Origin of the sequence: Nocardioides yefusunii (assembly GCF_004014875.1) — a bacterium.
Taxonomy (GTDB): domain Bacteria; phylum Actinomycetota; class Actinomycetes; order Propionibacteriales; family Nocardioidaceae; genus Nocardioides; species Nocardioides yefusunii.
Genome location: NZ_CP034929.1, coordinates 2314486 through 2331362, shown reverse-complemented (window position 1 = coordinate 2331362; position 16877 = coordinate 2314486). Strand labels below are relative to the sequence as shown.

Annotated in this window: 15 protein-coding genes and 1 pseudogene; 14 read left to right on the top strand and 2 right to left on the bottom strand. The window is 69.5% G+C overall.

From position 1 onward, the window contains the following. The first annotated feature begins 103 nt into the window (after positions 1 to 103). A complete protein-coding gene (locus EOV43_RS10595; RefSeq protein WP_128221257.1) occupies positions 104 to 3412 on the top strand; it encodes a glycosyltransferase in 3309 nt (1102 codons plus the stop codon). Positions 3413 to 3442: 30 nt separating this feature from the next. On the opposite strand, the gene EOV43_RS10590 is transcribed toward EOV43_RS10595, so the two are convergent. Then, positions 3443 to 4357, bottom strand: a complete 915-nt coding sequence (locus EOV43_RS10590; RefSeq protein ID WP_239022088.1) for a glycosyltransferase family 2 protein — start codon at positions 4355 to 4357, stop codon at positions 3443 to 3445. Positions 4358 to 4578: 221 nt separating this feature from the next. Here EOV43_RS10590 and EOV43_RS10585 point away from each other — a divergent pair, with 221 nt between their 5' ends. From EOV43_RS10585 to EOV43_RS10565, 5 genes are all read left to right on the top strand, one after another. Continuing rightward, positions 4579 to 5889 carry an ammonium transporter gene (locus EOV43_RS10585; protein ID WP_128221256.1) on the top strand — a complete coding sequence of 437 codons (1311 nt, stop codon included), beginning with the start codon at positions 4579 to 4581 and terminating at the stop codon, positions 5887 to 5889. Next, complete coding sequence (locus EOV43_RS10580) at positions 5886 to 6224, top strand: P-II family nitrogen regulator (protein WP_128221255.1); 339 nt, start codon at positions 5886 to 5888, stop codon at positions 6222 to 6224. Before EOV43_RS10585 ends, EOV43_RS10580 begins: the two co-directional genes overlap by 4 nt. A gap of 149 nt (positions 6225 to 6373) precedes the next feature. Then, the gene (locus EOV43_RS10575; RefSeq protein ID WP_128221254.1) at positions 6374 to 8644 is read left to right on the top strand and encodes a [protein-PII] uridylyltransferase; all 2271 of its coding nucleotides are present in this window, start codon (positions 6374 to 6376) and stop codon (positions 8642 to 8644) included. Positions 8645 to 8758: 114 nt separating this feature from the next. Then, positions 8759 to 10321: a signal recognition particle protein gene (ffh, locus tag EOV43_RS10570; protein WP_128221253.1), complete on the top strand. Its 1563-nt coding sequence runs from the start codon at positions 8759 to 8761 to the stop codon at positions 10319 to 10321. 125 nt (positions 10322 to 10446) lie between these two features. Continuing rightward, the gene (locus EOV43_RS10565; protein WP_239022087.1) at positions 10447 to 10821 is read left to right on the top strand and encodes an NYN domain-containing protein; all 375 of its coding nucleotides are present in this window, start codon (positions 10447 to 10449) and stop codon (positions 10819 to 10821) included. Positions 10822 to 10863: 42 nt separating this feature from the next. Here EOV43_RS10565 and EOV43_RS10560 read toward each other — a convergent pair whose 3' ends face one another. Beyond that, a complete protein-coding gene (locus tag EOV43_RS10560; RefSeq protein ID WP_239022086.1) occupies positions 10864 to 11424 on the bottom strand; it encodes a GtrA family protein in 561 nt (186 codons plus the stop codon). Positions 11425 to 11462: 38 nt separating this feature from the next. Here EOV43_RS10560 and EOV43_RS10555 point away from each other — a divergent pair, with 38 nt between their 5' ends. The 8 genes and pseudogenes from EOV43_RS10555 (at position 11463) to lepB (ending at position 16877) form a co-directional block, all read left to right on the top strand. Beyond that, on the top strand, positions 11463 to 12554 hold the full coding sequence (locus tag EOV43_RS10555) for an amidohydrolase family protein (protein WP_206611313.1): 1092 nt from the start codon (positions 11463 to 11465) through the stop codon (positions 12552 to 12554). Between the two features lie 211 nt (positions 12555 to 12765). Next, positions 12766 to 13209, top strand: a complete 444-nt coding sequence (gene rpsP / locus EOV43_RS10550; RefSeq protein ID WP_128221251.1) for a 30S ribosomal protein S16 — start codon at positions 12766 to 12768, stop codon at positions 13207 to 13209. Positions 13210 to 13211: 2 nt separating this feature from the next. Then, on the top strand, positions 13212 to 13454 hold the full coding sequence (locus tag EOV43_RS10545) for an RNA-binding protein (protein WP_128221250.1): 243 nt from the start codon (positions 13212 to 13214) through the stop codon (positions 13452 to 13454). A 196-nt stretch (positions 13455 to 13650) separates the two neighbouring features. Then, positions 13651 to 14229: a ribosome maturation factor RimM gene (gene rimM, locus EOV43_RS10540; RefSeq protein WP_206611312.1), complete on the top strand. Its 579-nt coding sequence runs from the start codon at positions 13651 to 13653 to the stop codon at positions 14227 to 14229. Between the two features lie 7 nt (positions 14230 to 14236). Continuing rightward, positions 14237 to 14935 (top strand): annotated as a pseudogene (trmD, locus tag EOV43_RS15725) (tRNA (guanosine(37)-N1)-methyltransferase TrmD); the annotation flags it as partial. 42 nt (positions 14936 to 14977) lie between these two features. Continuing rightward, positions 14978 to 15418 carry a GNAT family N-acetyltransferase gene (locus EOV43_RS15720; RefSeq protein WP_239022308.1) on the top strand — a complete coding sequence of 147 codons (441 nt, stop codon included), beginning with the start codon at positions 14978 to 14980 and terminating at the stop codon, positions 15416 to 15418. 193 nt (positions 15419 to 15611) lie between these two features. Then, positions 15612 to 15962, top strand: a complete 351-nt coding sequence (gene rplS / locus EOV43_RS10530) for a 50S ribosomal protein L19 (RefSeq protein WP_128221247.1) — start codon at positions 15612 to 15614, stop codon at positions 15960 to 15962. A gap of 36 nt (positions 15963 to 15998) precedes the next feature. Continuing rightward, positions 15999 to 16877, top strand: coding sequence for a signal peptidase I (gene lepB, locus EOV43_RS10525; RefSeq protein WP_128221246.1), 879 nt, complete (start codon positions 15999 to 16001; stop codon positions 16875 to 16877).

The following is a 16877-nucleotide window of genomic DNA, read 5'->3' as shown; positions in this document are numbered from 1 at the left end:
CCGTCCCGGACGGGGCGGGCCGACCTGCATCCGGTGTAGACATCGGTGCGACGAGGGACGACACCCCGGGGTGCGCCGCGGGGACGAGCAGGACGGTGGGCACGTGAGCAGCAACGCAGCGGGGCACGACCAGCGGGGGAGCTGGATGCGGGCCAAGGCAGCCGGAGTGAAGCGACGGCTGGGACGCCTCACCGCGGACACCGCGCCGACCCAGCCCGCCACGAGCGGTGAGCCCCCGGCCCGCTCACGCGACGCGAAGTTCCTCGACGCCCACCCGTTCTTCGACGACGACTGGTACCGCCTCGTCACCGGCGCGAAGGGTGATCGACAGGCACTCGTCGACCACTATCTCCGTGCCCCGCTGGAGAAGCGGGTCTCACCGCAGCCCCTCTTCGACCCGGTCTGGTTCGCTGACCACTTCGCCGGCGACCTCGCCGGCAAGGACCCCTTCCTCGTCTTCGCACGCCGCAAGCGCTTCCGCGCCGCCTTCCACCCGCTCTTCCACCTGCGTGAGTACCGCCGCAGCAACCCTGACGTCTCCGAGCACCCCCGCGGTCCCCTCGGGCACTACCTGGAAGGACACGCAGCAGCATCTGCTGCGGGCACCGCCCCGGCGATCGCCGCCTGGTGGCCCACCGAGGCCGGTTCGATGCGCGACTTCCTGCTGGCCCGCGCCACCGAGCACCGTGACCGCGTGGCCCGCGCCACCGGGCCGGTCGTGACGCTGCGCACCATCGAACGCGCCAGCGAACGCGCCGCCGCGGCGCCTGCACCCGAGTCGTCGACCGGGCCGGTCGACGTCGTCCTCGCGCCGGGCGCCGAGGAGGAACTGCTGCGCAGCGCCCTCACCTCGTTGGTCGCCCAGACACACACCGACTGGCACGTCCTGGTCGGCTCCCGTGACTGGGGCTTCGACGTCACGCCGGTCCTGGCAGAGCTGCTGCCGGCTGGATCCTGGACCACCGTCGAGGTGCCGTCCGGACACCGTCCGGCGCTCGACGCAGCGGTCGTTTCCGGCGGTGCGGGGGAGTGGATCACGTTCCTCGACACCTCTGACGTCTGGGCCCCCGAACGTCTCGCCCGTCTGCTCGACCACGCGACGCGTCGCGACCTCGACGTCGTCGCCGACGTCATGGAGGTCACCACCGCCGCTGGCCGTACCCGCCGTCTGCGCACCGGCCTCGGTGCCGGCGACCCCACCCTGACGGTCCGGCTCCCGCGAGGTCGGGTGCTGATGTCCCGTCGGGCCTGGGACGAACGAGCCCTACCGGCACTGCGCACCGACCTGCCCTCGAGCCACGAGTTCGCGATGAACCGCGCGCTGGCCGCGCCGGCCGGCATCGATGTGGTCCCGTACGTCGGTGTACGGCGCGACGAGGGCGTGCGAGAGGCGTCGCGCCGGGTGCCCGTGCCGTTGCGTCCGCGCTTCGACCACGGCGCCGTGCGCGGCTGGGACGATGTCGTTCTGCGTGACCGTCTCCTCGATCTCACCTCCGAGCAGGGCCGCGAGCGTGAGGCCGACCTGGTCTCGGTGATCGTGCCCACCTACCTCGACACCCACATGACGCTGCGTGCCGTCACCGCCGTCATGGAGACCACCGCGGCCGCCGGAGCGCGGGTGCAGGTGGTGGTCGTCGACAACGGGTGCCGTCCCGAGCAGGCCGCCGTCCTCGATGCGTTCGCGCTGCGCTGGGACACCGATGACGCCCGCGTCCAGGTGGTCCACAACGACGGCAACCTCGGCTTCGCACTGGGCAACGACGTCGCGCTGCCGCTGCTGCGTGGCGCGGTGACGGTCTTCCTCAACAACGACACCGTCGTCACCGACGACTGGCTGGCCCCGCTCGTCGACGCCCTCGCCGACGAGACCGTCCTGGGCGCGCAGTCGCTGCTGCTCTACCCCGACGGTTCGGTGCAGTGCGCCGGCATCGCGTTCCCGGCCACCGGTGGTCTCCCGCACGGTTTCGCGCAGTGGCACCCGGTCGAGGACGTCCTGGGCCGTGACGGCGCCCCGGGCGTGGAGGCGTTGCGCTTCCACGCCGGCACCGCCGCGTGCCTGGCGATGCGGACCGACGACGTCGTCGCGCTGGGAGGTTTCGACCCTGTGTTCAGCAACGGCATGGAGGACGTCGACCTCTGCCTGCGTGCCGCCGAGCTCGGTGCGGCGCGCGGCGTCACCGGCCCGGCGTTCGTGGTCCGTCCCGACTCCGTGGTGTGGCACCACGAGTCGGTCTCCCCGGGACGCTTCAAGCGCTACCAGACCAACCGCAGGGTCTTCCTCGACCGCTGGCACGGACGTCTCCCCGCCGACGACGTCGACCTCTGGGCAGCCATCGGGTTCGAGGTCACCGGTCACCGTGCCGACGTCAAGCAGGGCAAGGAACGGATCCTCGCGGTCCCGCGCCCCGAACTGCGTCGCGCCCGTCCGGAGCCGACGCGAGGCAGCACCCGCCTCGACATCCACGAGTCCGCACCGCGCCTGCGGTGGGCGATCAAGAACCCCGCCCCGGGCGGATCGGTGGGTGAGCGCTGGGGCGACACTCACTTCGCCGACTCCTTGGCCGAAGCCCTGCGCGACGCCGGACAGGAGGTCGTCATCGACCGCCGTCAGGCCTGGGACCGTCGTACCGCCCACCTCGACGACGTCGCGCTGGTGCTGCGGGGTGTCGGCGCGTACAACCCTGCCCCCGACCAGGTGAACCTGGCCTGGGTGATCTCGCACCCCGACGACGTCGGTGGTCCCGAGGCCCGGCTCTACGACCACGTCTTCGGTGCCTCGATGCACTGGGCAGAGGAACAGTCCCGACGCTGGGGCCTCCCGGTCGAGGGCATGCTGCAGGCCACCGACCATCGTCGTTTCCACCCCGACCTGGCCGTTCCCGACACCGGGCACCCGGTGCTCTTCGTGGGTTCCTCGCGCAAGCAGGCCCGCCCACTGGTGATGCAGGCGGTGGAGCACAACGTGATGCTCTCGATCTACGGCACCGAGTGGCGCGGCATGGTGCCGCCGCGGTTCGTGAAGGCGGAGTACCTCGACAACCGCTCCGTCGGTGCCGCCTACCGTTCGGCCGGGGTGGTCCTCAACGACCACTGGGAGGACATGCGCCAGTGGGGCTTCCTCTCCAACCGCCTCTTCGACGCTGCGGCCGCCGGTGCTCGCGTGATCACCGACGACGTCACCGGTCTCGGTGACGTCTTCGGTCGCTCGGTCCAGGTGGCGCGCACGCCGGAGGACCTGGTGCGGCTGACCACGATGAGCGATCCCGACACCGTCTTCGGCGACGACGCAGAACGGCGTGAGGTGGCTCGACGGATCCACGCCGAGCACTCGTTCGCGGCGCGCGCGACCCGTCTGGTGGAGGTCGCGGTCGCGGCTCACCGGGCCCGGGGTTTCGACCGCTTCCAGCGCTGAACGGCGGAGCAGTGGGGGGTGGGGTGACCCTCAGACCTTCATCGAGACCGGCAGCGTCGCGTCGAACAGGTCCGGCAGCAGTGCTGTGGCGCGCAGTGCGGTGAGCTCGTCCACCAGGCGGGTCTCGCGCACGAACCACCCCTGTGGCTCGCCGAGGGCCAACTGCTCGGCGTCAGGCAGCCGGTTCTCGTAGGTGGGACGCAGGCGTCCTTCCTGCCAGAGTCGGTAGTCCCGCATGCCGTGGTGGTTGGGGGAGGGGTTGAGGGTGGCGGAGGCGCTGTAGGCGCTGCCGGTGTTGACCACCTTCGACTCGAACTGTTCCCAGGAGCGCCACGGGACGTGCAGCACCTCGAGCCGGACGGCGTCGTCGGGCTGGCCGTTGGAGACGACGGTGGTGAAGTGGTTGCCGGGTCGCACGACCACGTCGCTCTCGCCACGGTGCACGGCGTTGGGCGTGGGGTGGGCGTGCAGGTCGCGGCGTTCCAACTCCTCGACCGGACGTCGGTCGCGCCACACGAGCTGGTCGAACGCGGTGTGGCCGGGCACCTGGCCGGCGGTGGGGCCCACCATGTTGACCACGTCGACGGTGAACGCGTTGAGCCCGAACGGGGTGCGTTCCAGGGCCTCGCGCACGGTGAGGGAGCGGTCGACGGCGACGACGAACTCGTCGCCGTCGAGGTTGACCACCCAGTCCGCCCGGTGCACGGTGCGGGCCCGCCGGGCCATCTCGGTGACGCGCTGCCCCTGCTGGTGCTCGTGCAGCGGGTCGTGGAACAGCTCGACCCTGCCGGTCGCCGCGTAGGCCTCGAGGACCTCGCGGGTGCCGTCGACCGAGCCGTTGTCGGTGACGAGCAGCAGGTCGATCCCCTGGGCGAGGGTGTGTTCCACCATCGCGGCCACGATGTCGACCTCGTCGCGCACCATCAGCGTCGCCATGATCCTCATGGCGCGACCCTAGCCCGGCCCGGCTGAGGGTCCCGCGACGCCACATGTGTGGCCCGGGTCACCAGACACGCACACGGTGAGAGCCCGTTCACATTCCCGTAACCGAGAAGGTCCTAGACGTTTCACCCACGCAACACGGTTCGTGGGGGACGGAAATCTCGGCGTCGGATTCTTGCTGCATCACACACCGCAGCATCTGCTGATCACGACATGGAGGATCCATGGAAGACCTCGCGATGCACGTGTGGACGCTGGTAGCAGCGTCCCTCGTGCTCTTCATGACCGTTCCTGGTCTCGCACTGTTCTACGGCGGCATGGGCCGGTCGAAGTCCGTGCTCAACATGATGATGATGTCGTTCTCCGCCGCCGGTATCGCTGGCGTCGTCTACGTCCTCTGGGGCTGGTCGATGTCCTACGGCGAGAAGGACATCGCTCTTCTCTTCAACAACCCCTTCGAGACCTTCGGGCTCTCCGGCGTCGAGGGCTCCGACCTCATCGGTGTCGGCTTCCAGATGACCTTCGCGATCATCACCGCCGCCCTCATCTCGGGTGCGGTCGCTGACCGTCTCAAGTTCTCTGCGTGGGTGGTCTTCCTCCCCCTCTGGCTGACCCTCTCCTACTTCCCCCTGGCCCACATGGTCTGGGGCGGTGGCTTCCTGGCTGACGCCGAGAACGGCCTCGCTGACCTGCTCGGCTCCGCGGTCCCGGTCGACTACGCCGGTGGAACCGTCGTCCACATCAACGCCGGTGTCGCCGGTCTGGTGCTGGTCCTCCTGCTCGGCAAGCGCATCGGCTTCGGCAAGGAGCCGATGAAGCCCCACAACCTGCCCCTCACCATGATCGGTGCCGGCATCCTGTGGTTCGGTTGGTACGGCTTCAACGTCGGTTCCTTCGTCGCCCCCGACGAGAACGTCGGCGAGGCCTTCATGTCCGAGACCGCGCTGGTCTGGCTGAACACCACCGTCTGCACCGTCGCCGCCATCTGCGGCTGGCTGATCGTCGAGAAGATCAAGCACGGCAAGGCCACCTCGCTGGGTGCCGCCTCTGGTGTCGTCGCCGGTCTCGTCGCCATCACCCCGTCCTGCGGCGCCCTGTCGCCGATCGGCGCGCTCATCCTCGGCGTCGTGGTCGGTGCCCTCTGCGCCCTGGCCGTCTCGCTCAAGTACAAGTTCGGCTACGACGACGCCCTTGACGTCGTCGGTGTCCACCTCGTCGGTGGTCTCGTCGGCACCGTGGCCATCGGCCTCCTGGCCACTGACGGTGGTCTCTTCTACGGCGACGGCGCCTCGCTCCTCGTCACCCAGGTCGCTGTGGCACTGTTCGCCATGCTGTGGGCCGGTGTCGCCACCCTGGTTGCCGCTCTCATCGTGAAGGCCGTCGTCGGTCTCCGCGCTGATGAGGAGGACGAGGTCGAGGGTCTCGACTTCTCCGAGCACGGCGAGGCCGGTTACGACTTCGGCACCACCGTCGGCCGCGGACGCTCCGTCCTCGCCGGCACCACCGACAAGACCAAGGAAGGCGCGAACGCATGAAGCTCGTGACCGCGGTGATCAAGCCGCACAAGTGGGAAGACGTCCGTGAGGCACTGGAGACCTTCGGTGTCGCCGGGATGACCGTCTCCGAGGTGTCCGGCTACGGCCGCCAGAAGGGCCACACCGAGGTCTACCGCGGTGCTGAGTACGACATCGCGCTGGTTCCCAAGATCCGCATCGAGATCGTCGTCGAGGACGCTGACGCGTCCGACATCGTCGACATCATCGTGAAGACCGCCCAGACCGGTCGCATCGGTGACGGCAAGGTGTGGGTCATGCCGGTCGACACCGTCGTCCGCGTCCGCACCGGTGACAAGGACGCCTCGGCCGTCTGAGTCCCAGGACCGACGACCTGACGTCACCTCCATGGTGTGATCGCAGGCCCACCTCGTGCCCCGGCACGGGGTGGGCCTCGGTCGTTCTCGGGGCGCTCCGCCCGCCCCGCCCTCCCGCACGCCCCCACCCGTCCTGGCAGGAGCCGAAGATGACCGCCGCTGAACGAGCAGACCGCACCGCCGCCGCCGACGCCGCCTGCAAGGCCGCGTACACCGCGGCCGGCGCCCCCGACGTCGGGGTCGTGCTGGTCGCCGTCGGCGGATACGGCCGCGGTGAGCTGGCCCCCTTCTCCGACCTCGACGTCGTGCTCGTCCACGACGACGCCGTCGACCCCGGCGAGATCGCCTCCACCCTCTGGTACCCGCTGTGGGACGCGAAGTACAAGGTCGACCACTCGGTCCGCTCGTTCACCCAGATGCTCGACGCCGCCCGTGCCGACGACCGCGTCGCCCTGGGCCTGCTCGACCAGCGCTACCTCTGCGGCGACACCCACCTGTCCCTGCGCCTGCGCACCGCACTGCTGGCCGACTGGCGCCGCACCGCCCGTGAGCGCCTGCGCGACGTCGGAGCGATGTCTCGTCGCCGCCACGAGAGCGTCGGCGAGCTCGCCCACCTCTCGGTGCCCGACCTCAAGGAGTCCGCGGGTGGCCTGCGGGACGGCTGCGTCCTCAAGGCCGTGACCGCGACCTGGCTGGTCGACGTGCCCACCACCGATCTCGAACGCTGCCGGCGCGCCCTGCTCGACGTCCGCGACCACGTCCACACCCTCTCGGGCCGCGCCGTCGACCGGATCCAGCCCGAGCTGTGGTCCCCGCTCGCCGAGGCCTTGGACCTCCTCAAGGACGACGGCACTCCCGACGCCGAGGCCGCCCAGCGTCACGTCCGCAGCCACGGACGACGCGTCGCCCACCTGACCCGTCTCACCTGGCGCCGGGTCGCCACCGTCCTCGACGATCCCCGCCCCGGCACCGTCACCGCACCGGTCACCGTCGTCCGTGGCGTCGCCGCGCACGGCCCGCAGGTGGTCCTGGACGGCACCGTCGACCCTGCCGCCGACCCGGTGCTGCTGCTGCGCGCCGCCGCGGTCGCCTCCGAGGGCGACCTCGCCCTGGAACCCACCACCGCCGCCGAACTCCTGCGTGACTGCCCGCCGCTGCCGACCCCGTGGCCGGTCGAGGCCCGGGACCTGATGGTCCGGCTCCTCGCGGGCCGGGGACTGCTCGGCGTCTGGGAGACGCTGGAGGAGACTGGCGCACTGGAACACTTCCTGCCCGAGTGGGAGGAGATCCGGCTGCTGCCGCACGCCTCGGTGATCCACCGCTTCACCGTCGACCGGCACGTCGTCGAGACCTGCGTCGAGGCCTCGAAGCTGATCCGGCGCGTCGAACGCCCCGACCTGCTCATGGTCACCGCGCTGCTGCACGACATCGGCAAGGGGACCGGACTCGATCACAGCATCGCGGGGGAGGAGAAGGCCCGCTCGGTCGCCCTGCGGATGGGCTTCTCCGAGGCCGACGCCGGTGTGGTCGCGACCCTCGTGCGCTGGCACCTGCTGCTGCCCTCGGTCGCCACCGGACGCGACCTCGACGACCCGGTCACGTTGGAGGAGGTCACCTCCCGGATCACGACGCCGGTCCAGCTCGAACTGCTCGCCGCGCTCACCGAGGCCGACTCCCTCGCCGCCTCGGCGAAGGCATGGTCCTCCTGGCGTGCCCGCCTCGTCGGCGGACTCGTGGCCCGGGCTGCCGCCGTGCTCGGCCCGACCGGAGCCGAGGAACGGTGCGAGGACAGGAGCGACCTGCCCCAGCTCCCGCAGGTGAAGGTGCCGCTCGCGGTGCGTTCGGGCAACCAGGCCGCGGTGGTGCAGGTGACCCCGCACGACGACGGAGCCGGGTCCAGCGTCCTCGTCCTCGCCCGTGACCGGGTCGGCCTGCTCGCCGACGTCGCCGCAGCGCTGGGCATCGAGCGGATCTCGGTCCGTGCGGCGAGGGCGTGGTCCCAGACCGAGCCCGACGGCACCGAGTGGGGCGTCTCGGAGTGGGACGTCGACTCCGAGAGCCTGGACGCGTCGCAGGTGAGGGAACGCTTCGCGCTGGTGGTGGCCGGCAAGGCCGACACCCGCCGTCTCGAACGGGTCCCGGCCGACGCGCTCGCCCCCGTCGTCGTGGTCCGTCCCCGGGCCTCGCGCAGCGCCACTGTGCTCGAGGTCCGGGCCGGGGACCGTCCCGGCCTGCTGCACCAGGTGCTCACCGCAGTGGCCGGGCTGGGGATGACGGTCCGCTCCGCCCACGTCGACACCGTCGGCCCGCAGGCCGTCGACGTCTTCTACCTCTGCGAACTGGGTGCCAAGGCGCTCAGCGAGACCCGGGCGGCCGAGGCCGCGCACGCCGTCAGGGCGGTTCTGTCCCCGACTGGTTAGTCTTGTCCCTCGATGACCGTGCCCGGCCCCGCGCCGGAGCGTCGTCGAGGCTGCGGACCCCGCGTCCGCACCACCTGCCGTACCTCCACGTTCCGAGCCCACGAGGGAATCACCGTGTTCGCCACCCTTTCCGATCGCCTTGCAGACACCTTCAAGAACCTCCGGGGGAAGGGCAAGCTCTCCGAGGCCGACATCGACGCCACCGCGCGTGAGATCCGGATCGCGCTGCTCGAGGCCGACGTCGCCCTGCCGGTCGTCAAGGAGTTCGTCGGCGCGGTCAAGGAGCGTGCCCGTGGCGAGGAGGTCAGCGGTGCGCTGAACCCCGCCCAGCAGATCGTCAAGATCGTCAACGAGGAGCTCGTCACCATCCTCGGTGGCGAGACCCGTCGTCTCCGCTTCGCCAAGACCGGTCCCACCGTCATCATGCTGGCCGGTCTCCAGGGTGCCGGTAAGACCACCCTCGCGGCCAAGCTCGCGCTGTGGCTCAAGGAGCAGAAGAAGACCCCGCTCCTGGTCGCCGCCGACCTCCAGCGCCCCAACGCCGTCACCCAGCTCAAGGTCAACGGTGAGCGCGTCGGCGTTCCCGTCTTCGCGCCGCAGCCGGGCAACGGCATCGGCAACCCGGTTGAGGTCGCGCGTGCCGCGATCGAGGAGGCCAAGCGCTCCCTGCACGACGTCGTGATCGTCGACACCGCCGGTCGTCTCGGCATCGACGCCGACCTGATGCAGCAGGCCAAGGACATCCGCGACGCCGTCAACCCCGACGAGGTCCTCTTCGTCGTCGACGCGATGATCGGTCAGGACGCGGTCAACACCGCCCAGGCCTTCCTCGACGGTGTCGGCTACGACGCGGTCGTGCTCACCAAGCTCGACGGTGACGCCCGCGGTGGTGCGGCGCTCTCCATCGCCTCGGTCACCGGCAAGCCGGTCATGTTCGCCTCCAACGGCGAGAAGATGACCGACTTCGACCTGTTCCACCCCGACCGTATGGCCTCGCGCATCCTCGACATGGGTGACGTGATGTCGCTCATCGAGCAGGCCGAGAAGGCGTTCGACGCCGAGCAGTCCGCGAAGGCTGCCGAGAAGCTCCTCTCCGGCCAGGGTGACTTCACCCTCGAGGACTTCATGGACCAGATGAAGCAGCTGCGCAAGCTGGGTTCGATGTCCAAGATCCTCGGCATGCTCCCGGGCATGGGTCAGTTCCGCGACCAGATCGAGAACTTCGACGAGCGCGAGCTGGACCGCATCCAGGCGATCGTCTCCTCGATGACGCCGGCCGAGCGTCAGAACCCGAAGATCATCGACGGTTCGCGTCGTGCCCGCATCGCCAAGGGTTCGGGCACCCAGGTCAACGACGTCAACCAGCTCGTCGACCGCTTCTTCGCCGCCCGCAAGATGATGCAGCAGATGGCCAAGGGTGGCGGCATGCCCGGTATGCCGGGAATGCCCCCGATGCCCGGCATGGGTGGCGGCAAGAAGGGCAAGCAGCCCAAGAAGGGCGGCAAGTCCAAGCGCACCTCGGGCAACCCGGCCAAGGCTGCGGCGCAGAAGAAGGAGATCGCCGCCAAGGCTCCCGCCGCGCCGAACCCGTTCGGTCTGCCCGGTGGCGACATCGACTACGAGAAGGCTGCCGAGCAGCTCAACCTGCCGAAGGACTTCTCCAAGTTCCTGAAGTGACCCTGCGCGGCCCGATTCCTTCAGGCCGCACCGGTCATGACGCACGAGGCCTCGACACCGTCCGGTGTCGGGGCCTCGTTCTCGTCGGGGAGGGGATGCTCGCCCTGCGTCGCTAAACTCCTCGGGTGCGCATCTCAACCGTGATGGTCGTCGACGCTGCGAACGTCGTCGGGTCCCGCCCCACCGGATGGTGGAAGGACCGTGCCGCCGCGTCCCGGACCCTGCACGAGAAGCTCCTCGTGGGGGACACCCCGCACGACGAGATCGTCCTGGTCCTCGAAGGTCAGGGCAAGGGCGGAGTCAAGGCCGGCAAGATCCAGCACGTGCGCACCGTGCACGCCCCCAAGGACGGCGACTCCGAGATCGAGCGTCAGACCCGGGCCGCGGTCGAGAAGGGGTGCCGGGTCACGGTGATCACCGGCGACAACTTCCTGCGCGCCCGCGTGCAGGGCATCGGGGCGATGGCGATGAGCCCGTCCTGGCTCCTCGACCGACTCTGACCTGACCACGTCCGTCAGCCCAGATCCATCAGTGCAGTGCCGTCAGCGCAGGGCGTCCTCGGGCTCACGGACCGGAGCCGGGGACGCGGCTGCATGGCCGCGCACCGCGGAGAACGTCCACACCTTGTTGAGGACGAACGAGAGCGGCGTCGTGGCGCAGATGACGATCAGCTGACCCCAGTAGAGGCGGGTCCGCCAACCGGTGGAGTCGTCGAGGAGGTCGGTCGGCAGTGCCAGCGGGGACCCGGTGTGCATCAGCAGCGTCAGCAGACCCAGGCCCAGGCACTGGGCGATCAGGCCGACGGAGAAGAACGGACGGAACTCCGCCCACCAGCCGGCGTGACCCGAGGAGTTGAAGGTCCACTTCCGGTTCAGCTGGAAGTTCCACAGGCAGGCAACGAGGAACGCCACGGTGGAGAACACGTGGTACCAGCGGATGTTGAAGTCGGTGAGCGGGATGCCGGCGATCAGGTCGTCGACGTCGGGGCCGAACTTCTTGAGCATCACCACCACGGCCAGGTTCACCAGGACTCCGGAGGCGCCGACGACGCCGAAGCGGGCGAAGAGGCGCAGGTTCCGGCTGAGGCGGTCGAAGGTGCTCACCCGCCTCACGCTAGCCGGTCCCACTAGGGTTCGGCGGTATGGACGACGCCATGTTCCCTTCGCCGGCCCTGCACGTCACAGGGCCGGTGCTCCCGCACGGTGAGGTCGAGGACCTCTGGATCGTCGACGGTCGGATCACCCGGGAGCCGCAGCGTGGCGCCGAGACCGTTGCCCGCGGCTGGATCGTGCCCGGACTCGTGGACGCGCACTGCCATCTCGGGATGGACGAGGGTGGAGCAGTCAGTGAGGCCGAGACCGAGGCGCAGGCCGTCGTGGACCGGGACGCGGGTGCACTGCTGATCCGCGACTGCGGTTCGGCGGCGGACACCTCCTGGGTGCACGAGCGTGACGACCTGCCGCGCCTGCTGCGGGCCGGACGCCACGTGGCGCGCAGTCGCCGCTACATCCGCAACTACGCCGACGAGGTGGAGCCCGCCGGACTGGTCGAGGCCGTCGTCGCCCAGGCCCGCCGTTCCGACGGCTGGGTCAAGGTGGTGGGGGACTGGATCTCGCGTGAGGACGGCGACCTCACCCCGTCGTTCCCGCCCGCTGACCTCGCGGCAGCGATCGAGGCAGCGCACGCCGAAGGAGCCAAGGTGACCGCGCACTGCTTCGGTCCCGACGTCCTGCCCGGCGCGATCGAGGCCGGGATCGACTGCATCGAACACGGCACCGGACTCGACGAGACGTTGATCGCGGCGATGGTGGCTCGCGGAACGGCACTGGTGCCGACCGTCATGCAGTTGGACAAGTTCCCCGGCCATGCCGCGGCGGGGGAGGCGAAGTTTCCGGCCTACGCCGCCAGGATGCGTGACCTGTACGCCCGGATGCCGGCCACGTTGATGGCCGCGCACGAGGCCGGGGTGGCGATGTACGCCGGCTCGGACTCCGGGGGCGTGACCCGTCACGGCAACCTCGCCGGAGAGGTGCTGGCATTGCACGAGCTCGGCATGAGCACCTATGACGCGCTGGGGGCGGCGTCGTGGCGTGCGCGCACCTGGTTGGGCTTCGACGGGCTGGAGGACGGCGCGTCGGCCGACCTCGTCGTCTACGACGCGGACCCGCTCGCGGACCTGTCGGTGCTGCGGCGTCCGGCCAGGGTCGTGCTGCGCGGACGTGTGGTCGCCTGACCGACGTGAGTGGCGAGCCTCACAGGGCGTCGAGCGTCTGGTTTTCGGAGCGGATTGGCCGAGGTGACGGGCGTCTGGCACACTAGATCACTGTGTCCTGTCCGTATGGGCCCTCTCACCGGCGGACAGAGCCCATCGAGTGATCTGACCCGGTCCCCACCTGGTTGGAAGGTCACTCACCACCAACAACTTTCGAGGAGACACCACAAAAGTGGCCGTCAAGATTCGCCTGAAGCGCCTGGGCAAGATCCGTGTTCCCCAGTACCGCATCGTCGTCGTCGACTCCCGCAAGAAGCGCGACGGTCGCGTCATCGAGGAGATCGGTATCTACCGTCCGAAGGAGGAGCCCTCCTTCATCTCCGTCACCGGTGAGCGCGCCCAGTACTGGCTCGGCGTCGGCGCCCAGCCGACCGAGGCCGTTGAGGCCATCCTGAAGATCACCGGCGACTGGCAGACCTTCAAGGGTCTCCCGGGCACCGAGGGCACCCTCAAGGTCGCCGCTCCCAAGCGCGACAAGCTCGAGATCTTCAACGAGGCCCTCAAGGAGGCCGCCAACGAGCCCAAGGGCGCCGCGGTGACCAAGAAGGCCAAGAAGGAGGAGGCCCCCGCTGAGGAGGCCCCCGCCGCTGCCGAGGCCCCGGCCGAGGACGCCTGATCATGCTTGCCGACGCACTCGAGCACCTCGTTCGTGGAGTGGTTGACCACCCCGACGACGTGTCCGTCAAGGACAAGCAGCTGCGTCGCGGTTCGATCCTCGAGGTCCGGGTTCACCCCGAAGACCTCGGCAAGGTGATCGGTCGCAACGGTCGTACGGCCTCCGCGTTCCGCACCATCGTCTCGGCCCTCGCGGGTCGCGGCGGGGCACGGATCGACTTCGTGGACGTCGACCGCCGACGCTGAACAGCTTTCTCGGGTGCACCTGGTGCATCGCGAAGGGCGTCACCCTCACGGGTGGCGCCCTTCGTGCATTTCATGGGCCGTGCATTTTATGGGCCGCGCATTTCATGGGCCCGTGCATTTCGGGCGCAGTGCAATTCCTGCGCAATGCCTTCCGGCGATGGGTGGAGAGCTCGGCGTTCCGCCTAGAATCGCGTCCGTGAGCAGCGTTGAACTGGTGGTCGGACGTATCGGCAAGCCCCACGGAATCCGTGGCGAGGTGACGGTCGAGGTGCGCACCGACGATCCCGACACCCGCTTCAAGGTCGGCTCGGTGCTCGCCGTCAAGCCCGCCAAGGGCAAGACCTCCGAGTACGAGCAGCTCACCGTGCGCTCCAAGCGTTGGCACCAGGGCGTCCTGCTGCTCTGCTTCGCCGAGTTCGCCGACCGCAACGTTGCCGAGACCGCACGTGGCCTCCTGCTGGTCGTGGACGTCGCCGGTGACGACCTCGGTGACGAGCCCGACGCGTTCTACGAGCACCAGCTCGTCGGTCTCGAGGTGCGCAACCTCGACGGCGAGGTCATCGGCAAGGTCACCGGTCTGCAGACCGGCACTGCCCAGGACCTGCTCCAGGTGAAGGCGAGCGACGGCCGCCCTGCCCTCGTCCCGTTCGTGGCCGCACTGGTCCCGAGCGTCGACGTCCGTGGTGGGTTCGTCGTCGTGGCCGACCGTCCCGGTCTCGTCTCGGACTTCCTTCCCGAGGACGACGACGCTGCTGCCGCTGCCGACGAGGACTGATCGACCCGTGCGCATCGACGTCCTCTCGATCTTCCCCGACTACCTCAGCCCGCTCGAGCTCTCGCTCCCGGGCAAGGCGCGCGCCAAGGGTCTGCTGGACATTCGTGTCCACGACCTGCGTTCCTGGACCACCGACAAGCACCGCACCGTCGACGACACCCCCTACGGTGGTGGCGCCGGCATGGTGATGAAGCCCGAGCCGTGGGGCCAGGCGTTCGACGACGTCATCGCCGAGGCGACGCCCGAGGACGCCGAGTCGCCGGTGCGTCCCACGATCATCTTCACCACTCCCTCCGGTGCCCCGTTCACGCAGGCCACCGCGCGCGAGCTCTCCGGACACGAGCACCTCGTCTTCGCCTGTGGCCGCTACGAGGGCATCGACCAGCGCGTCATCGACCACGCCGCCAGCATCGGTGAGGTTCGCGAGATCTCCCTGGGCGACTACGTCCTCAACGGCGGAGAGGTCGCGGCGCTGGCCGTCACCGAGGCCGTCGTCCGTCTCCTGCCCGGATTCATGGGCAACCCGGAGTCGCTGACGGAGGAGTCCCACGAGGACGGCCTGCTGGAGTACCCCGTCTACACCAAGCCGCAGTCGTGGCGCGGTCACGAGGTCCCGGCAGAGCTGATGACCGGCAACCACAAGCTGATCGCCGAGTGGCGCCACGCCCAGCGCGTCGAGCGCACCGCCCGTCGTCGTCCTGACCTGGTGCACCCCAGCGCTGCGCCGGGCGAGGCGTCCCTGCGGGTGATGGCTCCCGGTGACGCCGGCGAACTGCTCACCCTGCAGCGTGCCTGCTGGGCTGGTGAGGCGCTGACCAACCCCGGCGTCGAGGTCCCGGCGCTGACCGAGACCCTCGACGACGTCCAGGCCTGGGGCCAGGAGTGGACCGTCCTGGTGGCGCACCGCGGTGGCCGTCTGGTCGCCGCCGGTCGTGGTCGTCTCGTCACCGAGGAGGGCCGCACTGCGTGGGAGATCGGCCGCCTGATGGTTGCCCCCGACCTGCACGGCCAGGGACTGGGCCGCTGGATGTTGGAGGCCGTCGAGACCGCCGCCCCGGCCGAGGCCACCGGTTTCGTGCTCTCCACCGGAGCGCGGTCGCAGAGCAACCTCAAGACGTACCGCAAGGCGGGCTACCGTCCGACCGGCGAGAGCGCTGGTCTGGTCCGGCTCTCCAAGCGTCGCCGCTGAGTCGGTTTCGCCAGCCGCGTCGTCGTCTGGCAGACTTGACAACTGGTCTGTCCTGTCGAGACCCGCTCCGGTCAGTTCACGCGGAGGGGTCGCGCTTCTCGCCTGCCACAGGGGGAGAGGGCGCACACGGCGCTGGACGGCCGACGAAATGATCACTATCCGCGGCTGACCTGTGGCGTCCGTGAGGAGCATCATGAGCAACCTGCTTGCCGAGATTGGCAACGTCAACAAGCGCACCGACGTCCCGGCCTTCCGCGCCGGTGACACCGTCAAGGTTCACGTCAAGGTCATCGAGGGCTCGCGCTCCCGTGTCCAGGTGTTCCAGGGCGTCGTGATCCGTGTCCACGGTTCCGGCATCGGTCGCACCTTCACCGTCCGCAAGGTCTCCTTCGGCATCGGTGTCGAGCGCACCTTCCCGCTGCACTCCCCGATCTTCGAGTCGATCGAGGTCGTCACCCGCGGTGACGTCCGTCGCGCGAAGCTTTACTACCTGCGCGACCTGCGCGGCAAGAAGGCGAAGATCAAGGAGCGTCGCACGGTCTGAAATGGCCTGCTACCAGTTTCTGGATAGCATCAGCGCGTGACTTCACAGGACCGCGACTTCCCCCGTCCCGACGACGCGGAGGAGTCGCGGTCCTTTGTGCCTGCGGACTCCCACGACGGGACCCAGATTCCCGACGCCGCGCCCGCCGAGGAGCCGCGCGCTCTCACCCGCAAGGAACGAAAGCGGCAGAAGGCTGCGGCCAAGAAGCAGCTCCCGTTGTGGCAGGAGACGATCCTCCTGCTCGTCCTCGCCCTCACGGTGGCGATCGTGGTGAAGAGCTTCTTCATCCAGGCGTTCTACATCCCGTCGGAGTCGATGGAGCCCGGTCTGGTCCGCAACGACCGGATCGTCGTGCAGAAGATCTCCTACTGGGGCGGCGGTGAACCGCAGCGCGGCGACGTGATCGTCTTCAAGGACCCGGGCGGTTGGCTCAACGACGCCCAGACCGAGCCGGGCAACATCGTCGCGAAGGCGATGACGAAGGTCGGCCTGTACCCCGAGGGCGGCCACCTGGTGAAGCGCGTCGTCGGCGTTGGCGGTGACGTGATCACCTGTTGCGACGACGACGGCCGACTCAAGATCAACGGCGTCGCGATCGACGAGCCCTACGTCAACGACGACCCGCTCACCGACTGCAACGGCCCGATGCCCGGCGCCTGCGACTGGCAGACCGTCACGGTTCCTGAGGGGCACCTCTTCGTGATGGGTGACAACCGCGGCCACTCGGCCGACTCCAGCTTCCACATGTGCCGTGAGGGTCTGGAGACCGACTGTGTCCCGGGCCGTGAGTTCGTCTCCACCGACCTCGTCGTGGGACGGATGGCTGCCCTGGTCTGGCCGCTGGGTCACGCCCGGATCGAACACCGTCCCGACGCGTTCGCCGACGTTCCCGACACCGCCTCCTCCGACGACTGA

Bases quoted from the DNA above. Each gene is read 5' to 3' on its own strand.
- EOV43_RS10555 (WP_206611313.1), top strand. From the start codon at position 11,463: ATGGACGACGCCATGTTCCCTTCGCCGGCCCTGCACGTCACAGGGCCG.
- EOV43_RS10575 (WP_128221254.1), top strand. From the start codon at position 6,374: ATGACCGCCGCTGAACGAGCAGACCGCACCGCCGCCGCCGACGCCGCC.
- EOV43_RS10580 (WP_128221255.1), top strand. From the start codon at position 5,886: ATGAAGCTCGTGACCGCGGTGATCAAGCCGCACAAGTGGGAAGACGTC.
- rplS (WP_128221247.1), top strand. From the start codon at position 15,612: ATGAGCAACCTGCTTGCCGAGATTGGCAACGTCAACAAGCGCACCGAC.
- EOV43_RS10545 (WP_128221250.1), top strand. From the start codon at position 13,212: ATGCTTGCCGACGCACTCGAGCACCTCGTTCGTGGAGTGGTTGACCAC.
- EOV43_RS10590 (WP_239022088.1), bottom strand. From the start codon at position 4,357: ATGAGGATCATGGCGACGCTGATGGTGCGCGACGAGGTCGACATCGTG.
- EOV43_RS10585 (WP_128221256.1), top strand. From the start codon at position 4,579: ATGGAAGACCTCGCGATGCACGTGTGGACGCTGGTAGCAGCGTCCCTC.
- EOV43_RS15720 (WP_239022308.1), top strand. From the start codon at position 14,978: ATGGCTCCCGGTGACGCCGGCGAACTGCTCACCCTGCAGCGTGCCTGC.